Origin of the sequence: Pseudomonas sp. BF-B-26, assembly GCF_019956495.1 — a bacterium.
In the GTDB taxonomy this organism is placed as follows: domain Bacteria; phylum Pseudomonadota; class Gammaproteobacteria; order Pseudomonadales; family Pseudomonadaceae; genus Aquipseudomonas.
The window spans coordinates 1-18,522 of record NZ_JAHBDP010000135.1 but is presented as its reverse complement, the minus strand read 5'-3'; the positions used below and the strand labels follow the sequence as shown (position 1 = coordinate 18,522).

General features: G+C 58.9%; 18 protein-coding genes. 11 read left to right on the top strand and 7 right to left on the bottom strand.

Annotated elements, in window-relative coordinates; all coding sequences use genetic code 11:
• Nucleotides 1–23 precede the first annotated feature (23 nt).
• The 3 genes from KGB03_RS29010 to KGB03_RS29000 all read left to right on the top strand — a co-directional run bounded on the left by KGB03_RS29010 (nt 24) and on the right by KGB03_RS29000 (nt 1,879).
• Nucleotides 24–494 (top strand): nuclear transport factor 2 family protein, encoded by a 471-nt coding sequence (locus KGB03_RS29010; protein WP_192406262.1) that lies wholly within the window; start codon nt 24–26, stop codon nt 492–494.
• 40 nt (nt 495–534) lie between these two features.
• A complete protein-coding gene (locus tag KGB03_RS29005) occupies nt 535–855 on the top strand; it encodes a GIY-YIG nuclease family protein (protein WP_111451347.1) in 321 nt (106 codons plus the stop codon).
• Between the two features lie 88 nt (nt 856–943).
• Nucleotides 944–1,879, top strand: coding sequence for a glutathione S-transferase family protein (locus tag KGB03_RS29000; RefSeq protein WP_223530650.1), 936 nt, complete (start codon nt 944–946; stop codon nt 1,877–1,879).
• Nucleotides 1,880–1,937: 58 nt separating this feature from the next.
• Here KGB03_RS29000 and KGB03_RS28995 read toward each other — a convergent pair whose 3' ends face one another.
• Both KGB03_RS28995 and yejK read right to left on the bottom strand, forming a co-directional pair.
• Nucleotides 1,938–2,288, bottom strand: coding sequence for a glutaredoxin family protein (locus KGB03_RS28995; RefSeq protein ID WP_218537958.1), 351 nt, complete (start codon nt 2,286–2,288; stop codon nt 1,938–1,940).
• Nucleotides 2,288–3,292 (bottom strand): nucleoid-associated protein YejK, encoded by a 1,005-nt coding sequence (gene yejK / locus KGB03_RS28990; protein ID WP_008147593.1) that lies wholly within the window; start codon nt 3,290–3,292, stop codon nt 2,288–2,290. The genes KGB03_RS28995 and yejK overlap by 1 nt, the downstream gene beginning before the upstream one ends.
• Before the next feature lie 395 nt (nt 3,293–3,687).
• Between yejK and KGB03_RS28985 the strand changes: the two genes are divergently transcribed.
• Nucleotides 3,688–3,969, top strand: a complete 282-nt coding sequence (locus KGB03_RS28985; RefSeq protein ID WP_007905514.1) for an HU family DNA-binding protein — start codon at nt 3,688–3,690, stop codon at nt 3,967–3,969.
• Between the two features lie 228 nt (nt 3,970–4,197).
• Here KGB03_RS28985 and rlmF read toward each other — a convergent pair whose 3' ends face one another.
• Entirely contained in the window at nt 4,198–5,220 is a 1,023-nt protein-coding gene (rlmF, locus tag KGB03_RS28980; protein ID WP_033056419.1) for a 23S rRNA (adenine(1618)-N(6))-methyltransferase RlmF, read from the bottom strand.
• A 218-nt stretch (nt 5,221–5,438) separates the two neighbouring features.
• Here rlmF and KGB03_RS28975 point away from each other — a divergent pair, with 218 nt between their 5' ends.
• Nucleotides 5,439–5,846: a hypothetical protein gene (locus tag KGB03_RS28975; protein WP_223530648.1), complete on the top strand. Its 408-nt coding sequence runs from the start codon at nt 5,439–5,441 to the stop codon at nt 5,844–5,846.
• A gap of 54 nt (nt 5,847–5,900) precedes the next feature.
• Here the strand turns inward: KGB03_RS28975 and KGB03_RS28970 are convergent, their stop codons facing one another.
• The 4 genes from KGB03_RS28970 to KGB03_RS28955 form a co-directional block, all read right to left on the bottom strand.
• Nucleotides 5,901–8,747 (bottom strand): valine--tRNA ligase, encoded by a 2,847-nt coding sequence (locus KGB03_RS28970; protein ID WP_223530646.1) that lies wholly within the window; start codon nt 8,745–8,747, stop codon nt 5,901–5,903.
• Between the two features lie 218 nt (nt 8,748–8,965).
• Entirely contained in the window at nt 8,966–9,361 is a 396-nt protein-coding gene (locus KGB03_RS28965) for a DNA polymerase III subunit chi (protein ID WP_111451353.1), read from the bottom strand.
• An 8-nt stretch (nt 9,362–9,369) separates the two neighbouring features.
• Nucleotides 9,370–9,798 carry a DNA polymerase III subunit chi gene (locus tag KGB03_RS28960; RefSeq protein ID WP_218537955.1) on the bottom strand — a complete coding sequence of 143 codons (429 nt, stop codon included), beginning with the start codon at nt 9,796–9,798 and terminating at the stop codon, nt 9,370–9,372.
• A gap of 60 nt (nt 9,799–9,858) precedes the next feature.
• On the bottom strand, nt 9,859–11,349 hold the full coding sequence (locus KGB03_RS28955) for a leucyl aminopeptidase (RefSeq protein ID WP_111451355.1): 1,491 nt from the start codon (nt 11,347–11,349) through the stop codon (nt 9,859–9,861).
• A 306-nt stretch (nt 11,350–11,655) separates the two neighbouring features.
• Between KGB03_RS28955 and lptF the strand changes: the two genes are divergently transcribed.
• The 6 genes from lptF (at nt 11,656) to era (ending at nt 18,428) form a co-directional block, all read left to right on the top strand.
• On the top strand, nt 11,656–12,774 hold the full coding sequence (gene lptF, locus KGB03_RS28950; protein ID WP_223530644.1) for an LPS export ABC transporter permease LptF: 1,119 nt from the start codon (nt 11,656–11,658) through the stop codon (nt 12,772–12,774).
• Nucleotides 12,767–13,828, top strand: coding sequence for an LPS export ABC transporter permease LptG (gene lptG / locus KGB03_RS28945; protein WP_218537954.1), 1,062 nt, complete (start codon nt 12,767–12,769; stop codon nt 13,826–13,828). Before lptF ends, lptG begins: the two co-directional genes overlap by 8 nt.
• A gap of 171 nt (nt 13,829–13,999) precedes the next feature.
• The gene (gene lepA / locus KGB03_RS28940) at nt 14,000–15,799 is read left to right on the top strand and encodes a translation elongation factor 4 (protein ID WP_008151572.1); all 1,800 of its coding nucleotides are present in this window, start codon (nt 14,000–14,002) and stop codon (nt 15,797–15,799) included.
• Between the two features lie 5 nt (nt 15,800–15,804).
• Nucleotides 15,805–16,659, top strand: coding sequence for a signal peptidase I (lepB, locus tag KGB03_RS28935; protein WP_111451359.1), 855 nt, complete (start codon nt 15,805–15,807; stop codon nt 16,657–16,659).
• Between the two features lie 184 nt (nt 16,660–16,843).
• A complete protein-coding gene (rnc, locus tag KGB03_RS28930; protein WP_033053426.1) occupies nt 16,844–17,533 on the top strand; it encodes a ribonuclease III in 690 nt (229 codons plus the stop codon).
• Complete coding sequence (gene era, locus KGB03_RS28925; protein ID WP_008151577.1) at nt 17,526–18,428, top strand: GTPase Era; 903 nt, start codon at nt 17,526–17,528, stop codon at nt 18,426–18,428. Before rnc ends, era begins: the two co-directional genes overlap by 8 nt.
• Nucleotides 18,429–18,522 lie beyond the last annotated feature (94 nt).

Below are 18,522 nucleotides of genomic sequence, written 5' to 3'. Positions count from 1 at the left end.
TTTGCACATCAGGGAGCCTGCCCATGAGTGATGCCCACAACGCATTGATCACCCAGTTCTACCAAGCCTTCCAGCGGCTGGATGCCGAGGCCATGAGCGCCTGCTATACCGACGACGTGGTGTTCAGTGATCCGGCGTTCGGCGAACTTCGCGGCCGCGATGCAGGCGACATGTGGCGGATGCTCACCACTCGGGCCAAGGATTTTTCCCTGACGTTCGATAACGTGCGCAGCGATGAGCGCACGGGCGGCGCCCATTGGGTGGCGACGTACCTGTTCAGTCAGACCGGCAACACCGTGGTCAACGACATTCAGGCGCGCTTCGTTTTTCGCGACGGCAAGATTTGCGAGCATCACGACAGCTTCGATATGTGGACCTGGTCCCGACAAGCGCTGGGTTTCAAAGGGCTGTTGTTGGGCTGGACGCCGGCGGTGAGAAACGCCGTACGCGCTCAAGCCTTGAAGGGGCTGAAGGCATTCCAGGCCAGTCGCTGATAAGATCGCGGCTTGTTTCCTTTCAAGCCTTGATCGTCACGTGAACAGCGCCAGCGAATCTTCCGTCATTGCCGCCGAACCGCCGCTGCCTGTCAGCAAACCCTGGTTCGTCTACCTCGTTCGCGCGGCCAATGGTTCGCTCTACTGCGGGATCAGCGATGATCCCGTGCGCCGCTTCGCCACCCACCAGCGTGGCAAGGGCGCGCGCTTTTTTCTTTCCAGTCCTGCCGTGGCATTGGTTTACACCGAAGCCTGCCGCGATAAAAGCGAAGCGCTGCGTCAGGAACGGCTGATCAAAAAACTCAAGAAAAGCGCCAAGGAATGCTTGGTGGCGAGTGCTGCTGCGGGCTTATCAATCTGACTGATAAGTGCCCATCAGGCAGATCGGTGGGCTGCACAGGAAATGCGCGCTAAGCTGCGGATTCCCAAACCGTGCGGCGGAGCCGAGCATGTCCGAGTTAATTCTCCATCATTACCCGACGTCCCCTTTTTCTGAAAAGGCCCGCTTGCTGCTGGGCTTCAAAGGGCTGTCCTGGCGCTCGGTGAAGATTTCGCCGGTGATGCCCAAACCCGACTTGACCGCGCTGACCGGTGGCTACCGCAAGACGCCGGTGTTGCAGATTGGCGCTGATATCTTCTGCGACACGTCGCTGATCGCCCGTCGTCTGGAACAGGAAAAAGCCTTGCCGGCGTTCTTCCCGGAAGGTCAGGAAATGATCGCCGCGACCTTCGCTGCATGGGCGGATTCGGTGGTGTTCCAGCACGCGGTCAGCCTGGTGTTTCAACCAGAATCGATCGCCGTACGCTTCGCCAATATGCCGCCGGAAGCGATCAAGGCATTCATTGCCGATCGCACGGAGTTGTTCAGCGGTGGCAGTGCCACACGGTTGTCGGCTGAACAGGCCCGGCATCAGTGGCCGACCATCATGGCGCGTCTGGAGCAACAGCTTCAGCGCGAACAGGGCGACTTCCTGTTTGGCGAACCGTCGATTGCCGACTTTGCCTTGGTCCATCCGTTGTGGTTCCTCAAGGCCACGCCCGTCACGTCACCGTTGGTCGATGCTTATCCAGCGGTTTCGGCATGGCTGGGGCGCGTGTTGGGTTTCGGTCATGGCGCGTTCAGCGAGATGACCGCCGAAGAGGCCTTGGAGGTTGCGCGCAATGCCACACCGGCCGCATTGCCGGAGGAGCAATTCGACGAGCCGAATGGTTTTGAGGCGGGCCAGCAGGTGGTCATTGCCGCCATCGATTACGGCGTTGACCCGGTGGCGGGTGAGTTGCTGTTTGCGGGCCGTGAAGAATTGATTCTGCGTCGTGAAGACGAGCGGGGCGGTGTGGTGCATGTGCACTTTCCGCGATTCGGGTTTCGCATCGAAAAACGCTGATGGCCTCACTCATGCACACACAAATCCCCTCACCACAGGGATTGGGTGAGCCAATAGGTTATTTCAGGGCGGCGAGAATGGTGTCCGGGTCATACCCGCGAATCAACGTCCCGTTCACATCGATGATCGGAATCCCGCGGCCACCCAGCGCTTCGTAGACCTTGCGCGCCTCGGCATCCTTTTCGATATCGAATTCCTTGTAGGGAATTCCCTTCTGATCGAGAAAGCGCCGGGTCAGTTTGCAGTAACCGCACCATTGGGTGGCATAGAGCACGACGTTGGCCTTGGCCTGAGTCTGCTCGGACACCACCTGCGCCGGATGGAATACCCGCTCGATCTTGCCCCAGTTCTGGTAGACCACGACCACCAGCAGGATCAGCAGGCATTTCTTCAGTACGCCGCCGAGCATCAGTTACGTCGCTTGAGCTGATCGGTGAGCTGGGTCGGCAGACCTTTGATGATCAGCGTGCCGGCTTCTTCGTCGTATTCGATCTTCGAGCCCAGCAGGTGCGCTTCGAAGCTGATGGACAGGCCTTCGGCGCGACCGGTGAAGCGGCGGAACTGGTTGAGGGTACGTTTATCGGCCGGGATCTCCGGCGACAGGCCGTAGTCCTTATTGCGGATGTGATCGTAAAAGGCTTTCGGGCGCTCTTCGTCGATCAACTCCGAGAGTTCTTCCAGGCCCATGGGTTCACCCAGTTTTGCCTGGCTGCTGGCGTAATCCACCAGGGTCTTGGTCTTCTCGCGGGCGGACTCTTCCGGCAGGTCTTCGCTTTCGACAAAGTCACTGAAGGCCTTGAGCAGGGTGCGGGTTTCGCCGGGGCCGTCGACGCCTTCCTGGCAGCCGATGAAGTCGCGGAAATACTCCGAAACCTTTTTGCCGTTCTTGCCTTTGATGAACGAAATGTACTGCTTGGACTGCTTGTTGTTCTGCCACTCGGACACGTTGATCCGTGCCGCCAGGTGCAGTTGGCCCAGATCCAGGTGCCGGGACGGGGTCACGTCCAGCTGATCGGTCACTGCAACGCCTTCACTGTGGTGTAGCAGGGCGATCGCCAGGTAGTCGGTCATGCCTTGCTGATAATGCGCAAACAGCACGTGGCCGCCCACAGAGAGGTTCGATTCCTCCATCAGCTTTTGCAGATGTTCCACCGCCACCCGGCTGAACGCCGTGAAATCCTTGCCGCCATCAAGGTATTCCTTCAGCCAGCCGCTGAATGGATGCGCCCCGGACTCGGCATGGAAGAAACCCCAGGCCTTGCCTTGTTTGGCGTTGTAGCTCTCATTGAGGTCGGCAAGCATGTACTCGATGGCGCTCGACTCGGCCAGTTCGGAATCGCGAGCATGGAGAACTGCAGGTGTGCCGTCGGGTTTTTTGTCGATCAGGTGGACGATGCAATGACGGATCGGCATGGGCTTCTCGGCTGATTGAAGGGAGGAGGGCGTGCTCCCCCAAAAAGTGCCAAGTGTACCGCAACCACTGGTTTTGGCGCGGCACGAAGGGCAATTCGCAGGTGTCCGATGGCGCTTATGCTGTTTTTTACCGTTTTAGAGCAATAAAGCTGACCAAATGGGTAGCTAGAGGCGGATATTTCCCCGTCTCTGTGCTAGTTTTGCCCGGTCTTACGCGAAGTCACTGCGTTAAGCGTGCATTCAGCATTTGTCAGGTCGAACCAAACCCTGATTTCGGTATCTATAACCCCGACTCGTCGCGGTTATGGCCGAGGGTGCCAGATCCAGAAGATCGGGCTCGATGGCTGACACTGCACTCTGCAATCCATATGAATTTGATAGGGAAGGAACACTACATGGCTCTTACTAAAGACCAACTGATCGCCGACATCGCTGAAGCTATCGACGCGCCAAAAACCACCGCGCGTAACGCTCTGGACCAACTGGGCCAAATCGTTGCCGATCAGCTGGAAAACGGCGGCGAAATCACTCTGCCAGGTATCGGCAAACTGAAAGTGACTGAGCGTCCTGCCCGTACCGGCCGTAACCCTTCGACTGGCGCTGCCATCGAAATCGCTGCCAAGAAAGTTATCAAGCTGGTTGTGGCCAAAGGCCTGACCGACGCTGTTAACAAGTAAGACGCAGTAAAAAAAAGCCGTGCTCCGGAGTGATCCGGGCACGGCTTTTTTGTGTCCGCGATTTAGCGGTGCTCCCGCATACACCGCTAAACCAATTGTGGGAGCGGGCTTGCTCGCGAAGGCGGTGTGTCAGTCAATATTAAAATCGACTGACACACCGCCTTCGCGAGCAAGTCGAATCGTCGCACCGCCGCTCCCACATTATTTGATCTGCGTCGGGTCAGTTACTCAGCTTTTCTTTACCCAGCGTTCGCGCCAGACCTGCTGCTCGGATTTGGTCTGGAAGGTCCAGGCGACGAAGCGGCTTTGCTTCTGGCCCTGAGACATTTCCACGACCTGGCTTTCCAATACGCCGGCCTTTTTCAGGGCCGTCTGGATCGCCGGCAGGTTGGAGGCTTTCGAGACCAAGGTGCTGAACCACAGCACTTTGTGTTGGAAGTGCGCGCTCTCGGCGATCAGTTGCGTCACAAAACGTGCTTCGCCACCTTCACACCACAATTCCGCCGATTGACCGCCAAAGTTCAGCACAGGCAGTTTGCGTTTTGGATCGGCGCGGCCCAGTGCGCGCCATTTACGCTCGCTGCCCTTGGTCGCTTCGTCCATCGAGGCGTGGAACGGCGGATTGCACATGGTCAGGTCAAAGCGTTCGCCGGGTTCGAGCAGGCCCAGCAGAATGTGCTTGGGATTGCTTTGCTGACGCAACTGGATGGCCTTGTTCAGCCCGTTGGACTGGACGATGGCTTTGGCGGCGGCCACGGCCGTCGGGTCGATTTCCGAGCCGAGGAAGTGCCAGCGATAGTCGCTGTAGCCGATCAACGGATAGACGCAGTTGGCGCCCATGCCGATATCGAGCACCTTGACCGGCGCGCCGCGCGGGATCTCACCGTCGTTGACGCTGGCCAGCAGGTCGGCCAGGAAGTGCACGTAATCGGCACGGCCCGGAACCGGTGGGCAGAGGTAGTCCGCCGGGATGTCCCAATGGGCGACGCCGTAGAACGACTTGAGCAACGCACGGTTGAACACCCGCACTGCGTCCGGGCTGGCGAAGTCGATGCTTTCCTTGCCGTACGGGTTGATGATCACGAACTTCGCCAGTTCCGGCGTGGTTTTGATCAGCGCCGGGAAGTCGTAACGACCCTGATGGCGGTTGCGCGGATGCAGGCTGGCCTTTTCGCGCGGCTCCACGGCTTTGGCCGGGGTGGCGGAATCAGGCTTTTTGCGCGCAGGTCTTGGTGTGCGGGGGGCGTTCATGGGCGTGGTCGATTCGGGTATGGCTAAAAGTGGCGGGTATTGTCCCACATCTAAACTGCGCCCGGCCAAAGTAGTGCGGTTGGTGCACCAGGGAGCACTTTTATGCCGAAAAGATCTTGAGGAACTGTTATTTATGACAGTGGGCGAGAGATGTTTTTTTCGATTTACTCAATGGTGAGCTCTGCCGAATGCAGCCACTTATTTTTGGAGTGATCGTAATGGATGATTTGCTTGCCGCAACATTTCCAAGCGCCAGTAATTTCGGGTTTATTAACTGCTCAAGCAAGCCCAGCCCTGTGCAAGGGATTATTGCAAAGGTTCCGTCGATAAAGGGTGTTGAGCCAGGCGATGTGCTGACGTTGTTTTCCAAGGGCTACACCCGTTTCGATAGTGAAGTGCCTATTCCAGGAACAGCGACTCAATTCGAGCGAGTGATAGGCCCTGGGGATGTGGGGCAGCCTGTTGATTTCATCATCGGGCCGTACGACACCGCGATCAAACCTATTCGTTCGGGGTCGTTGGGTGTTTATTATTCGGTAACGCGTGGGGGGAATACTGTTACTTCGCCGACGTCATTGGTGAAAATCACTGTCGAGTTACCCGGCGGTGGCACTTGCCCTGAGTAAAAAGGCATAAAAAGGGAGGCCTCCTGGGCCTCCCGTTTTCATTGCGATTTGCCGTTACAGGCTGGCAATCCGCGCATGCTGCTCGGCCAGCTTGCCCAAAGCCTGTTCAGCTTCAGCCAGTTTGGCGCGTTCCTTCTCGATGACTTCGGCCGGGGCCTTGTCGACGAAGCCGGCGTTAGACAGCTTGCCGCCCACCCGCTGAACTTCGCCCTGCAGACGCAGGATTTCCTTGTCCAGACGCGCCAGTTCGGCGTCTTTGTCGATCAGGCCGGCCATCGGCACCAGCACTTCCATCTCGCCGACCAGTGCGGTGGCGGACAGCGGTGCTTCTTCGCCAGCAGCCAATACGGTGATCGATTCGAGGCGAGCCAGCTTCTTCAGCAGGGCTTCGTTCTCGGTGAGACGACGCTGATCTTCGGCGCTGACGTTTTTCAGGAACAGGTTCAACGGCTTGCCTGGACCGATGTTCATCTCGGCGCGAATGTTGCGCGTGCCGAGCATCAACGTCTTCAGCCACTCGATGTCATCTTCGGCGCCCTGATCAATGCGCGCTTCATTGGCCACTGGCCAAGGTTGCAGCATGATCGTCTTGCCTTCGATACCGGCCAGCGGCGCGATGCGCTGCCAGATTTCTTCGGTGATGAACGGCATGAACGGATGCGCCAGGCGTAGCGCGACTTCCAGTACCCGAACCAGCGTGCGGCGGGTGCCGCGCTGACGTTCGACCGGCGCGTTTTCGTCCCACAGCACAGGCTTGGACAGTTCCAGGTACCAGTCGCAATACTGGTTCCAGATGAACTCGTACAAGGCTTGTGCGGCCAGGTCGAAGCGGAACTGATCGAGTTGACGGGTCACTTCGGCTTCGGTGCGTTGCAGCTGCGAAATGATCCAGCGATCCGCCAGCGACAGCTCGTAAGCTTCGCCGTTCTGGCCGCAGTCTTCGCCCTTGTCCAGCACGTAGCGCGCAGCGTTCCAGATCTTGTTGCAGAAGTTGCGATAGCCTTCGACGCGGCCCATGTCGAACTTGATGTCGCGGCCGGTCGATGCCAGCGAGCAGAAGGTGAAGCGCAGGGCGTCGGTGCCGTAGCTGGCGATACCGTCGGCGAACTCGTCGCGGGTCTGCTTCTCGATCTTCTTCGCCAGTTTCGGCTGCATCATGCCCGAGGTGCGTTTCTGCACCAGGTCTTCGAGCTCGATGCCGTCGATGATGTCCAGCGGGTCCAGGACATTGCCCTTGGACTTGGACATCTTCTGGCCTTGGCCATCACGCACAAGGCCATGAACATAAACGGTCTTGAACGGAACCTGCGGCGTGCCGTCTTCGTTTTTCACCAAGTGCATGGTGAGCATGATCATCCGGGCAACCCAGAAGAAAATGATGTCGAAACCGGTGACCAGCACGTCGGTGGAGTGGAATTTCTTCAGGAATTCGGTCTGCTCAGGCCAGCCGAGCGTGGAGAAAGTCCACAGGCCCGAACTGAACCAGGTGTCGAGTACGTCGTTGTCCTGTTGCAGTGCAACGTCCGGGCCGAGGTTGTGCTTGGCACGTACTTCGGCTTCGTCGCGACCGACGTAGACCTTGCCCGACTCGTCGTACCAGGCCGGAATCCGGTGGCCCCACCACAGCTGACGGCTGATGCACCAGTCCTGGATATCGCGCATCCACGAGAAGTACATGTTTTCGTATTGTTTCGGCACGAACTGAATGCGGCCGTCTTCAACCGCAGCGATGGCCGGCTCGGCCAATGGCTTGGTCGACACATACCATTGGTCGGTCAGCCACGGCTCGATGATGGTGCCGGAACGGTCGCCTTTCGGCACTTTCAGCGCGTGATCATTGACGCTGACCAACAGGCCGGCGGCATCGAATGCTATAACGATCTGCTTGCGCGCTTCGAAGCGATCCAGGCCGGCGTACTCGGCCGGGATCTTGCCGTCGATGCTTTCGTTCAGGGTGCCGTCGAGGTTGAACACCTGACAGGCCGGCAATACAGCGGCGTTCTTGTCGAAAATGTTCAGCAGCGGCAGGTTGTGGCGCTTGCCGACTTCGTAATCGTTGAAATCGTGGGCCGGGGTGATTTTCACGCAGCCGGTGCCGAATTCAGGATCGCAGTAATCATCGGCGATGATCGGAATGCGGCGGCCGACCAGCGGCAGCTCGACAAACTTGCCGATCAGGGCTTGGTAGCGTTCATCGTTCGGGTTAACGGCTACGGCGGCGTCGCCGAGCATGGTTTCCGGGCGAGTGGTCGCGACGATCAGGAAATCGTTGCCTTCAGCGGTCTTCACGCCGTCGGCCAGCGGGTACTTCAGGTTCCACAAGAAACCTTTCTCGTCGTGGTTTTCCACTTCGAGGTCGGAAATCGCCGTGTGCAACTTGGTGTCCCAGTTGACCAGGCGCTTGCCGCGGTAGATCAGGCCGTCTTCGTGCAGGCGCACAAAGGCTTCTTTCACGGCTTCCGAGAGGCCGTCGTCCATGGTGAAACGCTCGCGGCCCCAGTCCACGGACGAGCCGAGACGGCGGATCTGACGGCTGATGTTGCCGCCGGACTGATCCTTCCATTCCCAGACTTTCTCGAGGAATTTCTCACGGCCCAGATCGTGACGATTCTGGCCCTGGGCTTCGAGTTGGCGCTCCACCAGCATTTGCGTGGCGATACCGGCGTGGTCGGTACCCGGCTGCCACAGGGTGTTACGACCCTGCATGCGGCGGAAACGGATCAGGGCGTCCATGATCGCGTTGTTGAAGCCGTGACCCATGTGCAGGCTGCCGGTGACGTTCGGCGGCGGGATCATGATGGTGTAGGACTCGCCCGCGCCTTGCGGGGCGAAGTAATTCTCTGACTCCCAGGTGTTGTACCAGGAAGTTTCAATGGCGTGCGGCTGGTAGGTCTTATCCATGCGCGGCGGGACCCTATTGGCATTTATTCAGGAAAAGCCGGCAAGTATAGCGGGGCATGGGGCGTAGGGCGAGCGGGTGCAGGTTGTGGCGAGGGGATTTATCCCCGTTGGGTCGCGAAGCGACCCCAGCGTTTCAATGGGCAAAACGCGTTCACAGGATTTACGACTGCTTCGCAGCCGAACGGGGATAAATCCCCTCGCCACAGAGGGGATGGGGGTTATTCGTATTGGCTAAGGAGGCGTTCCATCCGCGCGCTGAGGCGGCGTTTGATTTCGGTTTCGATGTGCGGGGCGAAGTCGTCGATCACGTCTTGCATGATCAATTGCGCGGCGGCGCGCAGTTCGTCTTCCAGGTGCAGCAGCTCGTCGGCGCTCTTGCTGGCGGCGGGTGCCGGTTGGGCGGCAGGGGCTGCTGGGGCGGGTGGCGTCGGTTCGAGAATCGGCGGGCTGGCGCCGACGGTATCGAACAGCATCGGAATCTGTTCCTGGTCACCTTCCTCGACCGTGTCGGTGAGCAAGGGCGGTTGCAGGTTGTCGTCGCCGAGCAATTGACGGATCGACTCGAGGTCGTCCAGCAGGTGCGCGGACTTTTGCAGCGGTTTTGGAGTGTCCATCGGAATGCTCAGAGTCGCTGTAAACGGTGATCTTGCAAAGGATAGCCCTGTTCGCGGTAGAAACGGAAACTCTCCCGCGCAGCCGTACGTATCGTCGGATCTTCCACCACCACTTCCGCCACTCGGGCGAATTTGTTGGCGAATGCCGGGACTTTCAGGGCGAGATTGACCAGCAGGTCCTGATGCGGACCGCAGTCATCGCCAAGGCCCAACACAATCAAACCGTCCGGCTCATTTTCGGCGGGGCCGTGGGGCACAAAGCTTTCGCCCTTGAAGGCCCACAAACGCGCATCGAGATCGTCGCGCTGGACAGCATCGCTGCAATGCAGATAGATGCGGTGACCCATGCGCCAGGCTTTTTCGGTGAGCTTGCAGGCAAAGTCCAGCCGCGCCGAAGGATCGGCGCTGGGCAGGATATAGAAGTCGACTTTGGTCATTGCGGTTCCTGAGCCAAGGGCGGCGTCACCCGAAAGCAACGCGGCCCAAGGTCATCGGTTTCAGGCTTTGGCGCGGTCCAGCAGGTATTGGGTCAGCAATGGAACCGGACGGCCAGTGGCGCCCTTGTCCTTGCCGCCGCTGGTCCAGGCCGTGCCGGCGATGTCCAGGTGCGCCCAGTTGAGGTTCTTGGTGAAGCGCGACAGGAAGCAGGCCGCGGTGATGGTGCCGGCTTTCGGGCCGCCAATGTTGGCGATGTCGGCGAACGGGCTGTCCAGCTGTTCCTGGTACTCATCGAACAGCGGCAGTTGCCAGGCGCGATCGTCAGCCGATTGGCCAGCGCTCAGGAGTTGGCCGATCAGTTCGTCGTTGTTGCCCAACAGGCCCGACGTGTGGGAACCCAGGGCAACGACGCAAGCGCCGGTCAGGGTCGCGATGTCGATCACTGCTTGCGGCTTGAAGCGCTCGGAGTAGGTCAGGGCGTCGCACAGCACCAGACGGCCTTCGGCGTCGGTGTTGAGGATTTCCACGGTCTGGCCGCTCATGGTGGTGACGATGTCGCCAGGACGCGAAGCATTGCCGCTCGGCATGTTCTCGGCGCAGGCCAGGATGCACACCAGGTTGATCGGCAGTTTCAGCTCGAGCACGGCACGCAGCGTACCGAATACGCTGGCAGCGCCGCCCATGTCGTACTTCATTTCATCCATGCCGGCGCCCGGTTTCAGGCTGATGCCGCCAGTGTCAAAGGTGATGCCTTTGCCGACCAGCGCATACGGCTTCTCGGATTTCTTGCCGCCGTTGTATTGCATGACGATCAGGCGCGGTGGCTGGGCGCTGCCCTGGCCCACGGCGTAGAACGAGCCCATGCCCAGGTCCTTGATCTTCTTCTCATCAAGGACTTCGACTTTCAGGCTCTTGAATTCTTTGCCCAGGTTCTTCGCTTGCTCACCGAGGAAGGTCGGGTGGCAGATGTTCGGCGGCAGGTTACCCAGGTCGCGGGTGAACGCCATGCCGTTGGCGATGGCAGTGGCGTGGGCCACGGCGCGCTCGACTTCAGCCTGTGCAGCCTTGATGGTCACCAGGGTGACTTTCTTCAGGATGCGAGGTTCGGCTTTCTGGCTCTTGAACTGATCGAACGTGTATTCGCCGTCCACCAGGGTTTCGGCCAGCAGGCGAGTTTTGCCGTAGCTGTCACGGCCTTTGACCACGACTTCGTCCAAGGCCAGCACCGCATCGCTGCCGCCCAGGCCTTTAAGGGTGTTGAGGATGCCGGCAATGATCTTGCGGAACGGGCGGTCGCCCAGCTCTTCGTCTTTGCCCACGCCCACCAGCAGCACGCGTTCGGCCTTGAGGTTCGGCAGGCTGTGCAGCAACAGACTCTGACCGACTTTGCCAGCCAGGTCGCCGCGCTTGAGCACAGCGCTGATGGCGCCACCGCTCAGTTCGTCGAGTTGTTTGGCAACGGCGCCGAGCTTGCGGCCTTCGCCGACGGCGACCACCAGAGTGGCGGTTTTCAACGTTTCTGGGCTAACGCTTTTTACAACCAGTTCCATGTCCGGGTCCCTGAATTAATGGTCAACACGCAAGAGCTCGACGGCATGCATTCGAGCTTGCTTATAAATTGAAAGACGCAGGTCACGGCCCGCGACAAAGGCCGCAGTTTGAACCTCGTGCCCCGAGCCTGACAACCCTCGGTTGTACGATCTTCAGCGCTTTACCCGCCTGCTTGAGCATGCGCAGTGACAGGCGCACCCAATCACAGGATAATGCGCCAACTTTTTCGGCAGCTCTGCCCTGCGGGCCGTCTGATACGTTTGCTTGTTTGGCCGCCTTAGCCTGACAACCCTGGAGTGTCTGGTTTGATCGTCTTCCGTTACCTATCCCGCGAAGTCCTGTTGACCTTGAGCGCCGTCAGCGCTGTGCTGCTGGTCATCATCATGAGCGGTCGCTTCATCAAGTACCTCGCCCAGGCGGCCTCTGGCCTCCTGGACCCGGGCTCGCTATTCCTGATCATGGGCTTTCGCCTGCCGGGTTTCCTGCAGCTGATTTTGCCTTTGGGCCTGTTTCTCGGAATCCTGCTGGCCTACGGTCGCCTGTACCTTGAAAGCGAAATGACGGTGCTGTCGGCCACCGGCATGAGCCAGCAGCGTTTGTTTGCCATGACCCTTTTCCCAGCCACCCTGGTCGCACTGGTAGTGGCATGGCTGAGCCTGAGCCTGGCACCGCAAGGCGCCAATCAGTTCCAGTTGCTGTTGAACAAGCAGGATGCCCTGACCGAGTTCGACACCCTCGAGCCGGGTCGCTTCCAGGCGCTGCGTGACGGGACGCGGGTGACCTACACCGAAACGCTGTCGGATGATCGCATCAACCTCGGCGGCGTATTCATTTCGCAGAAAAACGTCAATTCCGATAACAAGGATCGCGGGATTTCCGTGCTGGTGGCCGAGAAGGGCCGTCAGGAAATTCGGCCCGACGGTAACCGTTACCTGATTCTCGACAATGGCTATCGCTATGACGGCAATCCGGGTCAGGCCGACTATCGGGCGATCAAGTACGAGGAGTACGGCGTCTTGCTGCCCAAGCCGGATGTCAGCGACGAAGTGACTGACCGTGACGCGATGCCCACCAGTTCCCTGATCAGCAGCGATGACATCCGTTTGCATACCGAGCTGCAATGGCGTTTGTCCTTGCCGTTGCTGGTCTTCATCGTGACCTTGATGGCGGTGCCGTTGTCGCGGGTCAATCCGCGTCAGGGCCGTTTCCTCAAGCTGCTGCCGGCGATTCTTCTATATATGGCTTACCTGTCCATCCTGATTGCCGCTCGCGGCGCCCTTGAAAAGGGCAAAATCCCGCCAGCTCTGGGGTTGTGGTGGGTGCATGCAATCTTCCTGGCCATCGGCCTGGGCTTGCTCTATTGGGAAACCTTGCAGTTGAGGCTGGCGAGTCGTCGCAGCGCGCTGGAGGTGGCTCGTGGATAAGCTCGATCGCTACATTGGTAGCAGCGTGTTCGTGGCAATTCTGGCGGTACTGGGGATCATTCTCGGTCTGGCGACGCTGTTCGCGTTCATCGATGAAATGAGTGAGGTCAGCGATACCTACACCTTGGTCGACGTGTTGAGTTATGTCCTGCTGACCGCGCCGCGTCGTCTTTACGACATGTTGCCGATGGCTGCACTGATCGGTTGCCTGATCGGCCTCGGCAGTCTCGCCAGTCACAGCGAGCTGACCATCATGCGTGCTGCGGGCGTGTCGATCGGGCGCATCGTCTGGGCGGTCATGAAGCCAATGCTGATCCTGATGGTGGTGGGTGTGCTGATCGGCGAATACGTTGCGCCGGCCACCGAAGTCACCGCTCAGGCCAATCGCTCCCTGGCCCAGGGCAGCGGCGACGCGCAAAGCGCCAAGCATGGCCTGTGGCACCGTCAGGGGGACGAGTTCATTCACGTCAACTCCGTGCAGCCAAACGGTTTGCTGTATGGCGTGACCCGTTATCGCTTCGACGATCAGCGCCACATGCTGTCCTCGAGCTTCGCCAAGCGCGCCGAATTCGACAAGGATCACTGGCAGCTCAGCGATGTCACGACCACGTTATTCCATGACAAGAACACCGAAGTGGTGACCGCTCCGGTCGAGCGCTGGAACGTGGCGCTGAGCCCGCAACTGCTGGATACCGTGGTGATGTCGCCCGATTCGCTGTCGATCAGTGGTCTGTGGGGGTACATCCACTACCTGGCTGAGCAGGGTTTGAGCAATGGTCGTTACTGGCTGGCATTTTGGGTCAAGGTGTTGCAACCGCTGGTCACCGCCGCGCTGGTGCTGATGGCGATTTCCTTCATCTTCGGTCCGTTGCGCTCGGTGACCCTCGGTCAGCGGGTGTTCACTGGCGTGCTGGTGGGCTTCACCTTCCGTATCGTTCAGGATTTGCTCGGTCCTTCGAGCCTGGTCTTCGGCTTCTCGCCACTGTTTGCGGTGCTTATTCCGGCGGGTGTTTGTGCCTTGGCCGGGGTCTGGTTGTTGCGCCGGGCCGGTTGATTCAGGGTTTCTCCTGACGTTGCAGGTCACTCAAAACGCCCCTGTCGCAAGACCGGGGCGTTTTTGTAGGCGCCGTCTGACCTGCGAACGTGACGCTTGCGCCGTGGATCAGGTACAATTCCCGGCTATTTTTCGGCGGGCTATGCCTGCAGCCTTTTTGAGTGTTGATCCGTGAGTGATTTGAGTCATATCCGCAATTTCTCCATCATCGCCCACATTGACCATGGCAAGTCGACTCTGGCCGATCGCTTCATCCAGATGTGTGGCGGCCTTGCCGAGCGCGAAATGGAAGCCCAGGTTCTGGACTCCATGGACCTGGAGCGTGAACGCGGGATCACCATCAAGGCCCACAGCGTCACCCTGTATTACACCGCTCGCGATGGCATCAAGTACCAGCTGAACTTCATTGACACCCCGGGCCACGTCGACTTCACCTATGAAGTCAGCCGGTCGCTGGCGGCCTGTGAAGGCGCGTTGCTGGTGGTCGATGCCGGTCAGGGCGTTGAAGCGCAGTCGGTAGCCAACTGCTACACCGCGATTGAGCAGGGCCTGGAAGTGATGCCGGTCCTGAACAAGATCGACCTGCCTCAGGCCGATCCGGACCGCGTGAAAGAAGAAATCGAAAAAATCATCGGCATCGATGCCACCGACGCGGTCGAGTGCAGTGCCAAGACCGGTCTGGGCGTCGACGAAGTGCTGGAGCGTCTGGTCAAGACCATTCCTGCGCCGACCGGCAACTATGAAGATCCGCTGCAAGCGCTGATCATCGACTCCTGGTTCGACAACTACCTGGGCGTTGTTTCCCTGGTTCGCGTGCGCCACGGTCGTGTGAAGAAGGGCGACAAGATCCTGGTCAAGTCCACCGGCAAGATCCACCTCGTGGACAGCGTCGGTGTCTTCAACCCGAAACACACCGCTACCGTTGACCTGAAGGCCGGCGAAGTGGGCTTCATCATCGCCGGCATCAAGGACATTCACGGTGCACCGGTCGGTGACACCCTGACCTTGAGCTCCACGCCGGACGTCGACGTGCTGCCAGGCTTCAAACGCATTCAGCCGCAGGTATACGCCGGCCTGTTCCCGGTCAGCTCCGACGACTTCGAAGATTTCCGTGAAGCCCTGCAAAAGCTCACGCTCAACGACTCGTCCCTGCAATACACCCCGGAAAGCTCCGACGCCCTGGGCTTCGGCTTCCGTTGCGGGTTCCTCGGCATGCTGCACATGGAAATCATCCAGGAGCGCCTGGAGCGCGAGTACGACCTGGACCTGATCACCACGGCGCCGACGGTGATTTTCGAGCTGCTGCTGAAAACCGGTGAAACGATTTACGTCGACAACCCGTCGAAGCTGCCAGACCTGTCCTCGATCGAAGACATGCGCGAGCCGATCGTGCGGGCCAATATTCTTGTGCCGCAAGAGCACCTCGGTAACGTCATTACCCTGTGTATCGAGAAGCGTGGCGTGCAACACGACATGCTGTTCCTCGGTACCCAGGTTCAAGTGACCTACGATTTGCCGATGAACGAAGTGGTCCTGGACTTCTTCGACCGTCTGAAATCCACCAGCCGTGGCTATGCTTCGCTGGATTACCATTTCGATCGTTATCAATCGGCTAATCTGGTGAAACTGGATGTGCTGATCAACGGTGACAAGGTCGACGCCCTGGCGTTGATCGTGCACAAGGATAACGCGCACTACAAAGGTCGCCAGCTGACCGAGAAGATGAAAGAACTGATTCCACGTCAGATGTTCGACGTCGCGATCCAGGCCGCCATTGGCGGGCAGATCATTGCGCGGACTTCCGTCAAGGCACTCAGAAAGAACGTATTGGCCAAATGCTACGGCGGTGACGTTAGCCGTAAGAAAAAGCTGCTGGAAAAGCAAAAGGCCGGTAAAAAACGCATGAAGCAAGTCGGTAACGTGGAAATTCCACAAGAAGCCTTCCTTGCAGTGCTCAGGTTGGATAGTTAGGTCCTATGTCACTAAATTTCCCGCTGTTGCTGGTCATCGCCGTGTTCGTCTGCGGCCTGTTGGCGTTGCTCGATCTGCTGTTCCTGGCGCCACGGCGCCGGGCTGCCATTAACTCTTACCAGGGTAGCGTCAGCCAGGCTGACATGGTGGTGCTCGAGAAACTGAACAAAGAGCCGCTGCTGGTCGAATACGGCAAGTCGTTCTTCCCGGTGTTGTTCATCGTGCTGGTGCTGCGTTCGTTCCTGGTGGAACCGTTCCAGATTCCTTCGGGCTCGATGAAACCTACACTGGATGTTGGCGACTTCATTCTGGTGAACAAGTTTTCTTACGGGATCCGCTTGCCGGTGATCGACAAGAAAGTCATCGAAGTCGGTGATCCACAGCGCGGCGATGTGATGGTGTTCCGCTACCCGAGCGATCCGAACGTCAACTACATTAAACGTGTGGTGGGCCTGCCGGGTGACCAGATTCGTTACACCGCCGACAAGCGTCTGTTCGTCAACGGTGAGTCGATTGCCGAACAACTGGTCGGCTCCGAGCCGGGCACGTTGGGCAGCGCTGAGCTCTACAAGGAAAAACTCGGCGTCGCCGAGCACCTGATCCGCAAGGAAATGAGCCGCTATCGTGCATCGCCGGACCATACATGGACCGTGCCTGCCGGGCACTACTTCATGATGGGCGACAACCGCGACAACTCGAACGACAGTCGCTACTGGGATGATCCGAGCATTCCCAAGGATCTGCTGGGCATGGTTCCCGACAAGAATATCGTCGGCAAGGCCTTTGCAGTCTGGATGAGCTGGCCGGAACCCAAACTCAGTCACCTGCCGAATTTCTCGCGGGTTGGCCTGATCAAGTAATCACACACGGCGCTGTTGAACACAGCGCCGAATGCATTTCTGGAGTCGGCACAATCGGCGCCAGACGCATGAAAACAATGATATTCAGGACGTAATTTTTGAACACAGCGTTAATTGTCCCAAGCCTGCGCCGCACCACGGCGATGGCGGTGGAATCCAGCCACGAACTCAGCGTGGGTACACCGTGAGCGTCTCCTTAAGCCGTCTAGAGCGTCAGCTCGGCTACACCTTCAAGGATCAGGAACTGATGGTCCTGGCCCTGACTCACCGCAGCTTTGCCGGGCGTAACAACGAACGCCTGGAGTTCCTCGGTGATGCCATCCTTAACTTCGTCGCTGGCGAGGCGTTGTTCGATCGCTTCCCGCTGGCCCGCGAAGGTCAATTGTCGCGCTTGCGCGCACGCCTGGTGAAAGGCGAGACCCTGGCCGTACTGGCTCGCGGTTTCGATCTGGGCGAATACCTGCGCCTGGGTTCCGGTGAGTTGAAAAGCGGCGGGTTCCGTCGCGAGTCGATTCTGGCCGACGCCCTTGAAGCGCTGATTGGTGCGATCTACCTGGATGCCGGCATGGACATGGCACGCGAACGCGTGCTGGCCTGGCTGGCCGGGGAGTTCGAAGGCCTGACGCTGGTCGACACCAACAAAGATCCTAAAACCCGTCTGCAAGAGTTCTTGCAGTCCCGTGGTTGCGAACTGCCGCGTTACGAAGTGGTGGATATCCAGGGTGAGCCGCATTGCCGGACGTTCTTCGTCGAATGTGAAATCACCTTACTGAATGAAAAAAGCCGAGGTCAGGGTGTGAGCCGTCGTATTGCCGAACAGGTAGCGGCCGCTGCAGCACTGATTGCTCTGGGCGTGGAGAATGGCCATGACTGATTCAACTGCAACTCGCTGTGGCTATGTCGCCATCGTCGGCCGTCCCAACGTGGGCAAGTCCACGCTGCTGAACCACATCCTCGGTCAGAAGCTGGCGATCACCTCGCGCAAGCCTCAGACCACTCGCCACAACATGCTCGGCATCAAGACCGAGGGCGCCGTGCAGGCGATCTACGTCGACACCCCCGGCATGCACAAAGGGGGCGAGAAAGCCCTGAACCGCTACATGAACAAGACCGCTTCGGCAGCGTTGAAAGACGTCGACGTAGTGATCTTCGTGGTTGACCGCACCAAGTGGACCGACGAAGACCAGATGGTCCTCGAGCGCGTTCAATACGTGACCGGTCCGCTGATCGTGGCGCTGAACAAGACTGACCGCATCGAAGACAAAGCCGAACTGATGCCGCACTTGACCTGGTTGCAGGAACAGTTGCCGAACGCGCAGATCATGCCGATCTCGGCGCAGCACGGTCATAACCTCGAAACGCTGGAGCGTGTGATTGCCGGTTACCTGCCGGAAAACGATCACTTCTTCCCGGAAGACCAGATCACCGACCGCAGCAGCCGCTTCCTCGCCGCTGAACTGGTACGCGAGAAAATCATGCGCCAGATGGGCGCCGAGCTGCCGTACCAGATCACCGTCGAAATCGAAGAGTTCAAGCAACAGGGCAAAACCCTGCACATCCATGCCTTGATCCTCGTTGAACGCGACGGCCAGAAGAAAATCATCATTGGCGACAAGGGTGAGCGGATCAAGCGCATCGGCACCGAGGCACGCAAGGACATGGAGTTGCTGTTCGACTCCAAGATCATGCTCAACCTCTGGGTGAAAGTGAAAGGCGGCTGGTCCGACGATGAACGCGCCTTGCGTTCGCTGGGTTACGGCGACCTGTAACACCGGGTTCCAGATACACCCGAGAAACCTTGTGGGAGCGGGCTTGCTCGCGAAAGCGATGTAACATTCAGCATTGATGTTGACTGTTACATCG